The sequence below is a fragment of the Thermococcus sp. genome, from assembly GCF_015521605.1.
Classification (GTDB): Archaea; Methanobacteriota_B; Thermococci; order Thermococcales; family Thermococcaceae; genus Thermococcus.
This window is the reverse complement of record NZ_WANV01000041.1, coordinates 55,125-69,795: the sequence shown is the minus strand read 5'-3', so window position 1 is coordinate 69,795 and position 14,671 is coordinate 55,125. Positions and strand designations below refer to the sequence as shown.

The following is a 14,671-nucleotide window of genomic DNA, read 5'->3' as shown; positions in this document are numbered from 1 at the left end:
ATGGCTGGAGAGAAGGCCGGAGTGCTGGCACAGTCCGGCATCACGATGCACGAATACTTCAGGAAGGTGCTCCTGCCCAGCCTAGTTGGTGCCATGGCGCTCTTCGCCGCGGTTTCAGTTCTCAAGAGGTTTGTCACCATCTCAAGTGCAATAACCTTTGCCCTCTACGCGATTCCGCTCCTGCCCCTCATCTACGCCGTCGGATACCCGTATGCCAAGATCAGCAACAAGAGGGTGCAGATAAACTCCAAGATCCCCTACTTTGCCACATACTTCGCGGTTCTCTCGACGAGCGACGTCAGCAGGAGCGAGCTGGTCTGGAACCTCGCCACGGAAAAGATACTCGAACCCATAGCCAGCGACATGAAGAAGGTGTACTACCTCATAGCCAAGCTCCACAGGGGAATGCCAGAAGCCCTGAGGTTCCTGGCCAGGAGAACGCCCAGCAAGGTCTTCGCGGACTTTCTGGACAGGCTCGCATATTCCCTCGACAGCGGTGTTGAGCTCAGGGACTACCTCCTCCAGGAGCAGAAGACCGTTATGGACGACTACGAGACCTTCTACGAGGGAACCCTTTACGATCTGGACGTCTTTAAGGAGGTGTACTCCTCCCTGATAATCTCGGTCGTCTTCATGGTGACGTTCATAATTATAGGTCCGATACTGACCGGACAGGACATCGTCAGTCTGAGCGCCTTCATGTTTGTGCTCGTCCTTGCCACAGAGATTGGAATAATGCTCGTCATAAAGTACAGGATGCCGGAGGACAAGATATGGGCCGACTACGCCATGACCTCCGAGAGGAAGGCCAGGTTCATCAAGGCGGCCTTGATATCCTTCGCAGGAAGTATCGTCGCGGCCGTCGTTGTCCTTCTCGTTATACGGCCGAGGCTCAACGTTCCCCCCCTCATCCAGGTGGCCATAATACTCTCCCCCTTCATGTACCTCGGCAAGGTCTTGGAAAAGGAGGAAAAGGCCATTCTGGTAAAGGACGAGAACTTCCCGGCATTCATGAGGAGCCTCAGCTCATCGCTGGCCGCGAGCGGCGCTGCGCTCCCCCTCGTGCTCAAATACCTCAGCTCCCACGACTTCGGAGTCCTCACAAGGGACATACGAAACCTCTACCGCAGGGTATCCATGAGGATAGACAACAGCAAGTCCTGGCGCTACTTCACCATAGACACCGGAAGCTGGCTGATAGGCATTTTCTCGGAGATATTCAACAAGAGCATAAAGCTCGGTGCCGAGCCGGATTACGTTGGAATGGTAATCTCAAGGAACTTTGAACGCCTGATAAGGCTCAGGAGAAAGCGTGCACAGACAGTTGCCAGCTTCAGGGGGGTTATATACGGAATAACCGGTGCCTTTGCTTTCTCCGTTGCGGCGGCCTTTCAGGTCGCGGTTTACATGAACCAGCTCTTTTCAAACCTGACCATCCAGGGGGACTTCCTCCAGAACATAATCTTCGTCCCCTCCAAGAGCGGTCTTGAGATAACGAACTACATTCTGATGGTGATACTGATAGTCCACTGCATCCTCTCAGCGCTCTCGATAAAGTTCGCGGACGGGGGACATCTCGGGATTACGATTTACTACTTCGTCGTCCTTGTATGGCTGGCGGCGCTTGGCGAGTACATAGGAACTGCTGTGATGGGCAAGATGATGACCTTTTCCTCCCTCTCGGGGGTTTTGATAGGCACCCTGGAGGTGATGCCATGAAGAAATTGCCTGTTCTCCTCCTGGCCCTCATCCTGCTGCCCGAGGCTGCAGCCACTTCGTCAATAAGCGGCTGGCTGGCTTTTCCGCTCAAGGTGGGGCCGGAAGGTGGTGAGGTTTTCGTTAAGGACATATCGCTCCAGGACGGTTCGGTGCTGGCGTATCCCAGCGGCGTGGGAATGAGGGTTATTCCAATCGGCGGCAGCATTCTGTGGGACGACTACTCGTTCTCCCTTTACGACGTCATATACACATCCGAGGCCACGTACCTGAACACAACCTACGAGTTTCCCTACCTCCTGGAGGGTGAGAGGCTCATCGCGGGTGAATACGAGCTGCTCCTGAAGTCCGTGAGCGAGAAGGGAGGCGTTTTGCAGATAACCAGCGGGAACACCTCAAAGGAAATTAACTGTCCCTCCGGAAAGGAGGTCTCCTATGGCAACCTCAGGGTACTGCTGACCCCGATGCCCCTTCTCTTCGACGGCTATCTGAGGAGGGGCCAGAACGTATCGGTGGGCGAGTGGAGCGTCGTGTTCTACAACTACACGGTTTCGCCCCAGGACGGCCAGCTGACGGAGATAGTTGACGTCCGCGTCGACGGCAGACAGTACCTGGCCGAACCGGGTGATACGATAGACACCGGGAGTTTGGTCATAAGCGTTGGTGAACTGGTGGGCTCTGAGTACCTCAAAGCTTCCATAAGGCTGAATGGAGCCTACGTCCGTGTTAAGGTTCTGCCATCCTTTGATGGCTGGCTCAGGGAGGGAAAAACGGAAAAACTGGGACCCTATCTCCTGAGGATAGACAAAGTGTTCAACGACAGTGCCTACGTCTCGATAATGAATCCCTGCGGTAGGGTCATCAGGTCGGGCTTTATCTCCGTGGGCAGCTTCTCGTCGGGGCTCTACTACGGCGGCCTTCTCCTGGGGGCGACCGCCTCCAGAAATCGTGAGGGGGCTACGGAAGTCCACGTGGTCGCGTTCATAGACGAGGCCAGGGTGCCAAAAGTAAGCGACGTGGCGCTCCTAAACGTTTCGTTCATCGCCCCTGACAACGCCGTACAGTTTACCCCCTTCGACGCCGAGGTCATCATAAAGAACGAGGGGCCGAGCGACCTCAGATACGTTGAGCTGAACCTCGACCTCCCGGAGGGGTTCCGCATCTTAAACGATTATCCGAGGTATCTGGAGGAGATTCCAAAGGGCAAGACGGTTGAAATTCCCCTCAGAATACTCCCCGAGAAGGCAGGGAACCTGACCCTCGGCGGTGTGGTGGTTGTCGGTCACGCCCCCTACGCTCTATCCTGCTACGGCGTGGAGCGGGTAAGCTTCAGCTCAGAGAAACGGGAGATAGTGGTCTTCCCTGCCGAAATCGGCTACCGTATCGTTGTATCGGCATCGAACGGTACCGTCGGCTCAAGGATTCCTGTGAACGTGACCGTGATGAACACAGGAAACACGGGGCTTTCTTTCACACTCACCGTAGCCCTTCCCAGCGGTTTTGGCTCCATAGCGGAGAACTTCACAGCCTACGGGAAATGGCTGACAAAGACTGACACCCTAGCTCCAAACGAAAGCCGGATGTACTCCATCACCGCAATCCCGCTGGCCCCCGGGCAGTATGAAATCAGCGCCGGGGTTGAGAGTCACGGGAAGGTGTTCTACAACTCCACCACGATAAGCGTGACGGCGACCCCTCCAGCGCCGGCTCCCGAAAACGCCTCCGTGGCGAAAAACACCAGCTCGGACTGTGAGCCCAAGGTGGTCACGGAGATAATAAAGGTCCCCGTACCCAGCAACGAGAGCAACGCAACCGCCACCGCATCGGAGGGGGTTCCGCTGAAAGAAAAGCTCATCTACATCGGGGGTTCCTTTGTGGGAGGAATCGTGTTCATTCTGCTCCTCGCGTGGATAGCGGCCAGAATGGAGGAGAGGTGAACCCAAAGCTTTAACTTGCTCCGCTTCCAACTCCCTCCGGTGAGAGCATGAAGGCACTTATCGGAACCGTCGTGGATGGAGATGGGGTCAGGAAGAACTCTGCGGTTGTAATAGATGGGCCCGCAATCAGAGACGTTGTCCCGGTCGAGAGGCTGGGCGAGTACGGTGTTGATGAGGTCTATGGGGGGAAGGGATACCTGATCCTGCCGGGATTCGTCAACGCCCACACCCACGTCGCGATGGCGAAGTTCAGGGGACTCGGGGAGGACGTCCCTATCGAGCGGTGGCTCAACGACGTCATCTGGCCGGCGGAGCTTGAGTGGACGCGCGAGGAGATTCGTCGCTGGGCGCTGCTGGGCATGGCCGAGGCACTTTCAAACGGCTCCACGGTCATAAACGACCACTACTTCTTCGCGGAAGAGATAGCCAAAGCCGCCGGGGAACTTGGGATCAGAGCCTTCGTCGGCCAGACCATCATGGACGCGGTGGAGTTTCCAATTGCCGAGCCAGAGGAGGGCTTCCGCTTTTACAAGCGCTGGGAAAAGATGGGTGAGCTCGTGACCCCCACCCTTGCCCCCCATGCCACAAACACTGTTTCCCTTGAGCTGATGAGTGAGATTGGGGAATTTGCCCGCGAGAGAGGCGCGCTCATTCACGTCCACCTCTCTCAGAGCAAGGGGGAAGTGCTGGAGGTCAAACGGCGCTACGGCCTATCCCCCGTCGAATATCTCCAGAAGGCGGGTGTTCTCGGGGACGGTCTCATCGGAGTGCACGGGATCTACCTTGACGGTTCCGAGGTTCTCCTCTACTCGAAGAGCGGTGCTACATTGGTTCACTGCTCCCTCAGCATGGCAAAGCTTGAGGGGAGGATGGCCCCAATAGTGGAACTCTTCGAAAACGGGACCAACATAGCCCTTGGCAACGATTCGCCCAACCCCGTTGGACTGATGGACATGTTCACGGAGATGCGCTTTGCTGGGGTTCTTAACAAGGTCTGGAAAAAGAGAACCGACGTCGCCTCGGCGCGGGAGGTCTTCCGCTGGGCGACCCTCGGCGGCGCGAAGGCCCTCGGACTGAAGGCCGGCCTCATAAAGCCGGGCTACCTGGCGGACGTCATTCTGCTCAACGCCAGAAAGCCCCAATTCCTGCCGGGTGAGAACCCGTACTCCCACATCGTCTACTCCGCGAGGGGAAGCGACGTCGAGCTGGTCATGGTGAACGGGGAGCCCGTCTATAAAAACGGGATACTGCTTAAGCTGGGAAAAACGCTGGAAGAGCTGTGGGAGGAGGTCAGGCTTTCCTTACTATGAGCTTGACACCATCGACGTCGACGACTTCGACGGTCTCGCCTATCTTCAGCTTTTCATCCTTCTCGCTGAGCGCTATCCACCTGTCGCCCTCAAGCTCGACTATGTAGTGATCCCTCCCGATTTCTACGACCTTTCCGCGCTTGCCCTTCAGTTCGAAGGTGTACTTGCCCTTTCCCGCATCCTGGACGTCCCTCTTTATGTACCTGCCGACGAGCATGTAAGTCACCACCGCGGAGATGAGCGCCGCGACGAAGCTCTCGTTGAAACTGACCCCGAATCCAAGAAGGATGCCCATAACGGCCATGGCAACTCCGATGGGGGTTATGAATGCGGTCACCATCATGTCAAGGGCTATCACGAGCAGTCCAAGAATCAAAAGGGAAAGGGGGAGTATGTCCATCTCCACCACCGGTGTAAGTCACTCCATCAGGTTCTTAAGCTTTTTCAGCTCGTCCGCGGGGAGGTTGGCCGGTGCGCTCTCCTTTCCCCGGTTGTCATCTTTGGGAGGGGTCGGGAGAGGCGTTTCCTTGACCTTTTGAAGTATCCTCAGCAGGCCAATGAGCGCTTCTGTGTCGTACGGGACTATGAGGTTGCCGTACTTTGCGAGTTCGGGCATCTTCTCGATGTACTGGAGCGTGAGGTACTTCTCGTCGGCGAGCCTGAGCGCCTCAAGAACCTTCCTTATTGCCTCGGCCTGACCTTCCGCAACGAGTATCTGTCTCTGCTTCTCACCCTCGGCCTTGAGTATCGCCGCCTGCTTCTGTCCCTCGGCTTCCTTGATGGCGGCCTCCTTCTTACCCTCCGCGAGGAGTATCATGGCCCTCTTCTCCCTCTCGGCGGTCATCTGCTTGGCCATTGCATCCTGAATGTCCTTCGGCGGGTCTATGCGCTGTATCTCGACGCGCGTTATCTTGACGCCCCAGCGGTCGGTTATCTTGTCGAGCTCCTCGCGGAGCTTGGCGTTGATTATGTCCCTCCCGCTGAGCGTCTCGTCGAGCTCCATCTCACCTATGATGGCACGGAGATTGGTCTGTGCGAGCTTGATTATGGCCATGAGGAAGTTGCTGACGTTGTAGATGACCTTTACCGGGTCGAGGATCTGGTAGTAAACCACCGCATCGACCGTAACGACCACGTTGTCCTTACAGATGACCTCCTGGGGCGGAACGTCGACGACGTGCTCGCGCATGTCCACGACCTTGACGCGCTCCATGAAGGGGATTATGAAGTGTATTCCCGGCTCTAAGATCCTGTTGAACTTTCCAAGACGCTCGACGAGGCCCTTCTGGTACGGCCGTATCACCTTTACGCTCAGCAGGAGCATTATCAAAAGAAAAACACCCAGTATCACCAGTGCGGCACCAGCGAATACTGTCATTACTATCGCCTCCAGTGATTCTTCGTAGAACATTGAGTTAAACTGTTTAAAAACCTTGGGGAAGATACTGTGCGGGCAATCGCCTTTATAAACCCCCGCTCCATTTCACCCTCGGGTGAGACAAATGGGAAGGCCGGTCTTCCTCGGTAAGGCTTACATAAACTGGTGCGAGAAGTGCAACGTCCCGCTCATCGGCGATAGCTGTGCCGTTCACGGGGAGGAGAGTGTTTTCCGCCTCAACATCACGCCCCCCGGCGACCTGCGCTTTGCCTTTGAGAAGGACATCGACTTCATACGCTCGGTCTTCAGGGAGCACTACGGCGTTGACCTTGGCGAGCTCTTCGACGGAAAGGTGGTTCTCCTCAACAAGACCCCTGGAGAGGACGACGCCTACGAGATAATCCTCGACGGCTACGTCTTTGGGTGGATACGCTTCGATCCTCTGGAGCTGAAGTGGAAGCCTGGATTAAAGGTCGAGGGGGCCATTGCCCTCTGGGAGCGATTCGGAAAGTCCATGAGGAAGTGGATAATCGTCGATGAGGGCGCTGTAGAACCCATACTCGGCGGCTCAAACCTCCTCCCGGTCGGGATAATCGAGGCGGATAAGAGCATAAGACGCGGGGATGACGTCATCCTTGTCTCGGAGAACGGAGAGGTCATCGCGACCGGCATAGCGAAGAAGGACTACGAAGCCTTAGCCAACAAAGAGCGCGGAACCGGCGTCAAGGTCAGGCGGCAGAAGAGCGTGAACCACCGCGAGGGCAGGAAGGCCACGATGGAGGACGTTCTCAGGGCGAACTCCATCGAGCTTGAGCACAAAGTTGTGGAAGCCAGGCGCTTCATGAGGAAGGTCGCTGCTAAGTACTCCGACCTTCCAATAGCGGTCGCCTTTTCAGGCGGAAAGGACAGCTTAGCAGTTCTTGGCCTGGCTCTGGAGGAGTTCGGCGACGAGGGCTTCACTGTCTTCTTTAACAACACCGGCATAGAGTTCCCGGAGACGCTCGAATACGTCGAGGAGCTGAGGAAGGAGCTCGAACCAAAGGGGATTAAGTTCATAGTTGCCGACGCAGGAGATGCGTTCTGGCGCGCCCTCCACGTCTTCTCGCCGCCGGGAAGGGACTACCGCTGGTGCTGTAAGGTCACGAAGCTCGGCCCCATAACGATGGCGATAAAGGAGAACTACCCCAGAGGAGTCCTCATGTTCGTCGGCCAGAGGAAGTACGAGAGCATAAAGCGCTTCAAACAGCCCAGGGTATGGAAGAACCCCTGGGTGCCGAACGAGACCGGTGCTTCGCCGATATTCCACTGGCGCGCCCTTGAGGTCTGGCTCTACATATTCTCCCGTGGACTCAAATACAACCCGCTCTACGAGGACCGCCTGGATAGAATAGGCTGCTTCCTCTGTCCCAGCGCTTCACTCGCCGAAATCTACACGCTGAAGGAGGAGAAGCCCGAACTCTGGAGCAAGTGGGAGAACGAACTTAAACGCTGGCAGAGGCGCTTTGGAATGCCCGACGAGTGGATAACCTACGGCTTCTGGCGCTGGAAGAAGCTGAGCAAAGGGGAGAGGGCGATAGCGAGGGAGCTTGGCGTCGAAGTTCCGGAGGAGCGCTCCTGGGAGCCCGTGAAATATTCCATCGAGGAAACCGATGGCGGCTTCGTGGCCCGCTTCAACACCGTTGTGAACCTGAAACGGATTAAGGAAGTTGCTCCAATCCTTGGAGAGGTTGAGGAAGGCGAAAACTACATAAGGGCGGGCGGTGTTACATTTAGACAGGACGGCGCCTATACGAGCGACTCCGGGGAAGCCGTGCAGGCCTATTACCTAGTCAAGAGGGCCTACGAATGCGTTGGCTGTGGCGTTTGCGTCGGCAAGTGTCCTGAGGGGGCGCTCAGCATCGACCCAAGAAGCAGGAAAATCGTGGTCGATTACGACCTGTGCACCCACTGCAGGGAGTGTATGGAGGTATGCCCGCTCCTGAAGATCAAAAACCCCTCGGAAGGAAGTCAGCTGTAATCGGGTTATTCCTGATTCTGTCCCTTATTTTCCTCCCTTTGGTCGGTGCTCAGGAGTACAACTACGAGATAAACGCATACGCGGTATATTTTGAGGTTATTAGCCCTGATAACATCAGGGAGACCATCGAGATAGACGTGACGTCCTACACCAACCTTACCCAGTACGTTATCTACACCGACTATCCCGTGGAGAACGCCAGCGCCGTGCTGGATCTGGGAAACGCTGTGGAGAGAATCAACGTCACTGTCAGGGAAGTCCTCGGGGGCACCAATGCGGTTTATATGACGTTCCCCACCCTTGGGCCAGGCCAGAGCGCCCGGATACACCTGGCCTTCACGACCCGGGGCATGATAAGCGAGAGCGGAGAGAAGCAGCAGTTCACGTATTACGTTAAGTTCAGCCAGCCGGTTGGAGTCTTTCACATGCAGCTGCTCGTTCCGAAGGGCTACGCCATACTCTCGCCGATAATCCCCTCACCCGACAGGGTTGAGAGCTCAACTGACAGACTCCTCCTCGAATGGAAGCGCAGTAACGTCCGTCCGGGGGATGAGTTCTACTTCATAGTCGGCTTTTCCGGGGAGATAGCCGTTCCAAAGCCCCCGTCTCCGTGGCTCTACGTCGGTGTTTTCATTATGGGCCTCCTGATTGGTGGGGGGAGTGTTTACGGCTACATCCTCTACCGTGAACGGAAGCGCGAGGAGGAACTCACCCACCTGAGAAGCGACGAGGAGAAGATACTCGCCATGCTTAAGGAGGGTCCGGTCCTCCAGAGCGAGCTGGCCGAGAAGCTGGGCGTCTCCAAGGCAAAGGTCAGCATAATCCTCCGCGAGATGGAGGAGAAGGGACTCATCACGAGAACCAAAGAGGGCAGAACCTACAGGGTTTTTCTGAGGGAGTGACCTCTTCCACAGATGAAGGATTTGACCTACCTACTGCTGGAGTCCTGTTTCATGACTGTTCAATGGCAGCTTTTGAAAGGACACCTTGCAGAATCTTCCTCCAAATGAATGACGCGCGAAACTCCCAATCTCATCAGGTTAATATGTGTTTGTGTCTGTTTTTCCCTCTGGCGCTGGCTTTTTGAGGAACCATTTTTTACTATTAACTTTAGTTTATATATGACAATGTCCAAAATTTGCACATTAGCAACTATAAAACGAAAAATTTAAATATTTGGACTACAGACTAAGTTTGACCATCCTTTGGGGGGGGCGAATGCGGAGCTATTTAGTGTGGTTTGTTGCCCTTTTGGTTCTCGGAGCAACTCTCCAGGGAGCAAGTGCTACAACTGTTTACAAAGACCAGCTCGGTGTCCAGAATTACAGCGTGCTTGTGAATGGAAAGCCTGTCTCTGTAACGGTGAAGAATGGTATTGTCACGATTCCAGATACTCCCGGAATGGATAGAAAGGCAGTTTTTGAAGCTGTGAATAGGTATTTCTCTTCCCAGGGGCAGTCTTTGCTTTCGGTTAAGGATGTTTCAATAACTCCCACTGGAAGCTTTACAGGTTCTGATGATGATTACAGGTACAGAAAGTCATTTACATTGCCCTCGGGCGACGTTTATATATCATCATACACATCAATAACAGCATCATGGATTACCCAATCATTCGTTGATGTCAGCGGATATTCTGCCGGTAGCAGTTGGCTGGAGCCATATGACTACTGGTGGTCAGTTAGCTACAAGTCCAAGTCTATAACTCTCACAATCAGCATTAAGTTCGTGGGAATAGACGTGTCAATTAGTGTTCCTCCAGGATTTTCGATTGGTGGAAATTCTGACACGACATCAGTAACCGTAAGTGACACATACACAGACTACCTTGGTTACAGATACTCAGGAGTTCAAGGGCTTTCTACTTTTGGTATCACCCGGGTTGAGGGACACACCCATAGTAGCTTTCTATTCTATGATACCCAAACAGGAGACGGGATACAGTCCAACGCATACGTGTTCAAACCTGGTGGAGTGTGAAATATGTGAAAAGAGGATTTACAATTGCGACGTTGGTACTTTCTACTCTTTTAATCTTTTCAATTGTATGGTGGGCGAGTACTAACAGCTATGATGCTGTAGAAATAGCTGAGATAAATAACAAGTCCTCACATAGCGAATCCTTGAAGTGTTTGCCTAGAGAGTTGAATATAACTCAATTTCTGGGGGAAAGGTGGATAAATTATACCGAAAAACGTCTTTATTTGGCAAGAAGATCAGATGGGGGTTTTACTGAGATTGTTGATACGATAACTCCTAATATTATATCAACTTACTACTTCCTGAGTACTCTTTCACTTATTAACGAATCCCCATCTAATTTAAATCAGACAAAAGCTTGGTTAGTATCTATAGAGGAGGAGATACTTAACAGAACTATAAAAGAAGGAACTGCATCATCTTTTGCACGTCTTCATTATTGGGTACTGAGTATGAAAATGGTAAATCTAACCCCAAGCGACTCGGATAGGATAATCTCATTTGTTCTCTCGATAAAATCTGACAATGGTACTTTCTTTTATGGCGGAGAGGATGTTACGTATTTAGCCGTTAAAGTCCTTTATTATCTTGGGTATAACATGACTCTATTGCATAGCACTGCCAATTATTATATTCATGAGTTGGACAGGCTATCTTTGCAACAAGACGATTATAACAATTTACAGTATTTGTTGGAGGTTAATATTCGCTTAAAGGCTCTTTCAATGCTTGGTATTCCTTATGTGAATCTAACCAGTTATCGCCGGATAGTAACTTATGTTAGGAGTTCATATGAGTCCATTAAAATGGAGATATCACGTAGTCCACCGATTTTTTACGTCTCAGAAGGCATTGAATTCTTAGCTAGAGAGGGGTTGCTTACCAGAGATCTTTCATCGATTGCTTATGAATACGCTCTTGCTCAAAAGTTGCCAGATGGCGGCTACCACATCTGGAACATGAATTACGGGGAACCCCAGGGAACGTATCATGCAGTTAGAATAATAGTTTTGACTGGACACACCCCTGACAATGATACCCTTCAGTTTATTCATTCTTGGGAAAGCCCACTAGGAGGTTTTGCTCTTCCGTTCTATGCGCAGGGGGATCCATACGCAACGTACATGGCTGTATATGTCATGAACTTCTTAGGTATCGACTCCGACAAAAATCGTATTAAACACTTTTTGGAACATGTAATCTATAATAGGTCGCCTTACTCCCCCGATGATCCATCTCCCCTCTATGTAATTTACAAGACATACGATTTGTTGGAAATCCAACCTAGCGAGAAAGACAAGAAGTATGTTAAAAGTGAAGTTGAAAGGATGTTCAGACTATATCTTGAAAACCGTAAAAATTCATTACTCTCTGACCCTGGATGGATTTATCTTATAAGACTTGGAAAAGAAGTTGGTGTTGTCATCGGGGAACAAACTAGGGTGTCACTAATCAAAGAAATTTTGAAAATGAGGAATCCCGATGGGAGTTTTGGTAATACCACAAACGTAACTTTTACTACATTCCAAAATACTGTCCAAGCAGTTATCCTACTTCATGAACTTGAGTACGAGTACGACGATGACGAAACATTGCAGTACATTTTAGAGTTTCAACATGATGGTGGGTGGGGCGCTCCAGATTTATATAACACACTTCTTGCTGTTCAAGCACTTGTGTACTTAAAACACTGTCCACAAAATATTGAAGGGCTGCTGGAATTTATAGACTCACTTAAGTATCCCTATGGAGGATTCCGCCTTTATTCTCGTGATGTTTCCTACGGTGGTCTCCAAGAGACATACTTTGCCCTTAGAATTTTAGAGTTGCTGGGTGCAACGTGACTTTTTATTTCTCTTTACGATCAACCTTTTCGATATACACCACATTTATAAACGCCTCCCCTCTTCTCTCCTCTGGTGAGAGACATGGAGGAGTATTTTATCTGTCCGGAGTGCGGTAGCGATGACGTCGAGGTCATCAAGGAGAGGGGGAGAGAGCTGACGCTCAAGTGCAACGAGTGCGGCAACGTCTGGCACGTAACCCTTCCAAAGCTCATCAAGGTCCCCCTAATCGTCAGCAAACACGAGAGGAGCTTCAGAACCTTCGTTGAGTTGCCGGAGGGTGAGGAGATAAGGGTGGGCGACATCGTGGAAACCGAGGACGACGAGGTCAGGATAACCGGGATAGAACTTGACGAGAACAGGCGCGTGGAGAAGGCCGGAATAGGGAAGGTTAGAACCCTCTGGGGCGAGAGCCTGACCTACCCGAAGGTCATCAAGGTCTCCATCTACCTGCCAAAGGGCGTTACCCAGGCCTTCAAGGTTAAGGTTCCGCGGAACGAGGAGTTCGTCGTCGGCGAGGTTCTTGAGGTTGGGGGCTACACCTTCAGGGTCGAGAAGATAAAGACCGAGACCAAGATGCTCCACCACGGGAAGGCGAAGGCCGACAGGATAGTCGCCCTCATGGGACACAGCATCCCCCGCGCGAGGGCAAGGCGGAGCCTGGAGATATACAGGGGCTACGGCAGGGAATCCGGGTGAAGGACCCTGTCGTGATGAGCCTTTCTTTTCCCTTCTGACCCTCCTGGGAATGAAGAGCTTGGCCGCTGCTGAGAGTTATTCCCAGAAGCTCTTTGGGTAAAGCTTGATTAACTCTGTGGCTCTTTCAAAGTCCCTATCAAGTGTCGCCAGTCCTCCAGCACCATTTGCAATAGCCGTGGCAAGAATACGGGCATCGCTCGGAAGAAGACGGTATCTTTCGGCGAGTACTATGACTTCGTCCCATGCAACGTTCTCTGGAACCGTAATCACGTTTTTTGAAATCATCGTGGCTTTCACGTAGCTGTATGCCCTTGGAATAATTGCTGGATCAATTTTGCCAGACTTCAGGGCAGTTTTCAACGCGCGCGTTGAGGTTATGCCGTATTCTTCCTTTGCCAGCTTTCTCAGAGTTGTGAATATGGCTTCATTTATGGCAGTGTCAGAAGTCATCTTGGGAACTGGCATATTGAGCACTTCGATAGCATGCTTAGTTAGATCTGTTTCGAAGATGTAGTTGTAGAGAACGTTGGCATCTATGTAGATCAAGACTCGCACACCTCATCGGCGTATTCGTCTAGCTCCTCAGAGGTGGCCTTTCCGCCGAAGCCCGGCTTGATGTTCTGTAAAACCTCCTGAATCTGTCTTTCCAGTTCGGCTTTCATGATGTCGAGTTCTATTTTTTCTCGGAGCTCGGGAGGAAGGGCTTTTAGGAACTCGTACTTCTTTGCGACCTCTATCATGTTCAATAGTTCGAAGGTTGGCCTTAAATCCTTTCCTATCGAAATCCTTTTAAAGCCTCCCCCGGAACTCAGCACGCAAAACTCGATGAACGATGAGGTTTCGGAGGGATGAAGGATGGCGAAGCCAAGCTACGTCAAGTTTGAGGTTCCGGCCGAGCTTGCTGAGAAGGCCCTTGAGGCTGTTGAGCTCGCTCGCGACACCGGAAGGATAAGGAAGGGCACCAACGAGACGACCAAGGCCGTTGAGAGGGGCCAGGCCAAGCTCGTTATCATCGCTGAGGATGTTGATCCGGAGGAGATAGTTGCCCACCTCCCGCCGCTGTGCGAGGAGAAGGAGATTCCGTACATCTACGTCCCGAGCAAGAAGGAGCTCGGCGCTGCTGCTGGTATTGAGGTCCCCTCTGCCAGCGTTGCCATCATTGAGCCCGGCAAGGGCCGCGAGCTCGTTGAGGACATTGCCATGAAGGTCAGGGAGCTCATGAAGTGAGCTCCTTTTCCTTCCTTCACCGTAAGGAAAGGTTTAAGTTCATCCGTGCGAGGGATTTTTAGGTTAAGGGGTGTGAGAAATGAGCGACGAAGGATACCCGGCTGAGGTTATTGAGATCGTTGCCAGAACCGGCGTCACCGGTGGCGTTACTCAGGTCAAGGTTCGCGTCCTTGAGGGCCGCGACAAGGGCAGGGTCATTAGAAGGAACATCAAGGGCCCGGTCCGCGTCGGCGACATAGTCATCCTCAGGGAGACCGAGCGTGAGGCTAGGGAGATCAGGACCAGGAGGTAGTCACGATGGCCAGGTGGAACGTCTGCTCCTACTGTGGAAAGGAGTTCGAGCCGGGAACGGGCAAGATGTACGTCAGGAACGACGGCAGAGTCCTGTTCTTCTGCTCGGGCAAGTGCGAGAAGTACTACTTCATGGGCAGGAACCCGAGGAAGCTCAAGTGGACCAAGGCCTTCCAGGAGGCCAGACTCCAGAGGGCCAAGAGGAGGAAGTGATTTCTTTCTTTTCCTTCCGTTTCTGACTTCGACGTTCTTGCATGTTGATGCAGTTCCAA

General features: G+C 52.7%; 15 protein-coding genes. 11 read left to right on the top strand and 4 right to left on the bottom strand.

What is annotated here, in order from left to right:
• Genes flaJ through F7C11_RS10980 form a run of 3 tightly spaced genes read left to right on the top strand, consistent with a single transcriptional unit; the run spans position 1 to position 4,963 of the window.
• Complete coding sequence (gene flaJ / locus F7C11_RS10990) at positions 1–1,719, top strand: archaellar assembly protein FlaJ (protein ID WP_297093367.1); 1,719 nt, start codon at positions 1–3, stop codon at positions 1,717–1,719.
• The gene (locus tag F7C11_RS10985; protein WP_297093365.1) at positions 1,716–3,653 is read left to right on the top strand and encodes a hypothetical protein; all 1,938 of its coding nucleotides are present in this window, start codon (positions 1,716–1,718) and stop codon (positions 3,651–3,653) included. Before flaJ ends, F7C11_RS10985 begins: the two co-directional genes overlap by 4 nt.
• A gap of 47 nt (positions 3,654–3,700) precedes the next feature.
• Entirely contained in the window at positions 3,701–4,963 is a 1,263-nt protein-coding gene (locus F7C11_RS10980) for an amidohydrolase (protein ID WP_297093363.1), read from the top strand.
• Here F7C11_RS10980 and F7C11_RS10975 read toward each other — a convergent pair.
• Both F7C11_RS10975 and F7C11_RS10970 read right to left on the bottom strand, forming a co-directional pair.
• The gene (locus tag F7C11_RS10975; RefSeq protein ID WP_297093528.1) at positions 4,944–5,363 is read right to left on the bottom strand and encodes an NfeD family protein; all 420 of its coding nucleotides are present in this window, start codon (positions 5,361–5,363) and stop codon (positions 4,944–4,946) included. The genes F7C11_RS10980 and F7C11_RS10975 overlap by 20 nt on opposite strands.
• Before the next feature lie 18 nt (positions 5,364–5,381).
• The gene (locus F7C11_RS10970) at positions 5,382–6,341 is read right to left on the bottom strand and encodes an SPFH domain-containing protein (protein WP_297093526.1); all 960 of its coding nucleotides are present in this window, start codon (positions 6,339–6,341) and stop codon (positions 5,382–5,384) included.
• 124 nt (positions 6,342–6,465) lie between these two features.
• Between F7C11_RS10970 and F7C11_RS10965 the strand changes: the two genes are divergently transcribed.
• The 5 genes from F7C11_RS10965 to F7C11_RS10945 all read left to right on the top strand — a co-directional run bounded on the left by F7C11_RS10965 (position 6,466) and on the right by F7C11_RS10945 (position 12,881).
• Positions 6,466–8,358 (top strand): phosphoadenosine phosphosulfate reductase family protein, encoded by a 1,893-nt coding sequence (locus F7C11_RS10965; RefSeq protein WP_297093524.1) that lies wholly within the window; start codon positions 6,466–6,468, stop codon positions 8,356–8,358.
• Positions 8,310–9,260, top strand: coding sequence for a MarR family transcriptional regulator (locus F7C11_RS10960; protein ID WP_297093361.1), 951 nt, complete (start codon positions 8,310–8,312; stop codon positions 9,258–9,260). Before F7C11_RS10965 ends, F7C11_RS10960 begins: the two co-directional genes overlap by 49 nt.
• A 316-nt stretch (positions 9,261–9,576) precedes the next feature.
• Positions 9,577–10,338 carry a hypothetical protein gene (locus tag F7C11_RS10955; RefSeq protein WP_297093359.1) on the top strand — a complete coding sequence of 254 codons (762 nt, stop codon included), beginning with the start codon at positions 9,577–9,579 and terminating at the stop codon, positions 10,336–10,338.
• A complete protein-coding gene (locus F7C11_RS10950; protein WP_297093356.1) occupies positions 10,335–12,182 on the top strand; it encodes a hypothetical protein in 1,848 nt (615 codons plus the stop codon). Before F7C11_RS10955 ends, F7C11_RS10950 begins: the two co-directional genes overlap by 4 nt.
• An 84-nt stretch (positions 12,183–12,266) precedes the next feature.
• Positions 12,267–12,881: an HVO_0476 family zinc finger protein gene (locus tag F7C11_RS10945; RefSeq protein ID WP_297093522.1), complete on the top strand. Its 615-nt coding sequence runs from the start codon at positions 12,267–12,269 to the stop codon at positions 12,879–12,881.
• Positions 12,882–12,956: 75 nt separating this feature from the next.
• Here F7C11_RS10945 and F7C11_RS10940 read toward each other — a convergent pair whose 3' ends face one another.
• Entirely contained in the window at positions 12,957–13,427 is a 471-nt protein-coding gene (locus F7C11_RS10940) for a PIN domain-containing protein (protein WP_297093353.1), read from the bottom strand.
• The gene (locus F7C11_RS10935; protein WP_297093351.1) at positions 13,424–13,621 is read right to left on the bottom strand and encodes a hypothetical protein; all 198 of its coding nucleotides are present in this window, start codon (positions 13,619–13,621) and stop codon (positions 13,424–13,426) included. The genes F7C11_RS10940 and F7C11_RS10935 overlap by 4 nt, the downstream gene beginning before the upstream one ends.
• Before the next feature lie 115 nt (positions 13,622–13,736).
• On the opposite strand from F7C11_RS10935, the gene rpl7ae reads away from it, so the two are divergent.
• The 3 genes from rpl7ae (at position 13,737) to F7C11_RS10920 (ending at position 14,612) form a co-directional block, all read left to right on the top strand.
• Complete coding sequence (rpl7ae, locus tag F7C11_RS10930; RefSeq protein ID WP_297093349.1) at positions 13,737–14,108, top strand: 50S ribosomal protein L7Ae; 372 nt, start codon at positions 13,737–13,739, stop codon at positions 14,106–14,108.
• A gap of 79 nt (positions 14,109–14,187) precedes the next feature.
• On the top strand, positions 14,188–14,400 hold the full coding sequence (locus tag F7C11_RS10925; RefSeq protein ID WP_088180639.1) for a 30S ribosomal protein S28e: 213 nt from the start codon (positions 14,188–14,190) through the stop codon (positions 14,398–14,400).
• 5 nt (positions 14,401–14,405) lie between these two features.
• Positions 14,406–14,612: a 50S ribosomal protein L24e gene (locus F7C11_RS10920; protein WP_297093346.1), complete on the top strand. Its 207-nt coding sequence runs from the start codon at positions 14,406–14,408 to the stop codon at positions 14,610–14,612.
• The last annotated feature ends 59 nt before the right edge of the window (positions 14,613–14,671 follow it).

Excerpts from the sequence above, each read along its gene's own strand:
- flaJ (WP_297093367.1), top strand. The coding sequence starts at position 1 with ATGGCTGGAGAGAAGGCCGGAGTGCTGGCACAGTCCGGCATCACGATG.
- F7C11_RS10985 (WP_297093365.1), top strand. The coding sequence starts at position 1,716 with ATGAAGAAATTGCCTGTTCTCCTCCTGGCCCTCATCCTGCTGCCCGAG.
- F7C11_RS10980 (WP_297093363.1), top strand. The coding sequence starts at position 3,701 with ATGAAGGCACTTATCGGAACCGTCGTGGATGGAGATGGGGTCAGGAAG.
- F7C11_RS10975 (WP_297093528.1), bottom strand. The coding sequence starts at position 5,363 with ATGGACATACTCCCCCTTTCCCTTTTGATTCTTGGACTGCTCGTGATA.
- F7C11_RS10970 (WP_297093526.1), bottom strand. The coding sequence starts at position 6,341 with ATGACAGTATTCGCTGGTGCCGCACTGGTGATACTGGGTGTTTTTCTT.
- F7C11_RS10965 (WP_297093524.1), top strand. The coding sequence starts at position 6,466 with ATGGGAAGGCCGGTCTTCCTCGGTAAGGCTTACATAAACTGGTGCGAG.
- F7C11_RS10960 (WP_297093361.1), top strand. The coding sequence starts at position 8,310 with ATGCCCGCTCCTGAAGATCAAAAACCCCTCGGAAGGAAGTCAGCTGTA.
- F7C11_RS10955 (WP_297093359.1), top strand. The coding sequence starts at position 9,577 with ATGCGGAGCTATTTAGTGTGGTTTGTTGCCCTTTTGGTTCTCGGAGCA.
- F7C11_RS10945 (WP_297093522.1), top strand. The coding sequence starts at position 12,267 with ATGGAGGAGTATTTTATCTGTCCGGAGTGCGGTAGCGATGACGTCGAG.
- F7C11_RS10935 (WP_297093351.1), bottom strand. The coding sequence starts at position 13,621 with ATGATAGAGGTCGCAAAGAAGTACGAGTTCCTAAAAGCCCTTCCTCCC.
- rpl7ae (WP_297093349.1), top strand. The coding sequence starts at position 13,737 with ATGGCGAAGCCAAGCTACGTCAAGTTTGAGGTTCCGGCCGAGCTTGCT.
- F7C11_RS10925 (WP_088180639.1), top strand. The coding sequence starts at position 14,188 with ATGAGCGACGAAGGATACCCGGCTGAGGTTATTGAGATCGTTGCCAGA.
- F7C11_RS10920 (WP_297093346.1), top strand. The coding sequence starts at position 14,406 with ATGGCCAGGTGGAACGTCTGCTCCTACTGTGGAAAGGAGTTCGAGCCG.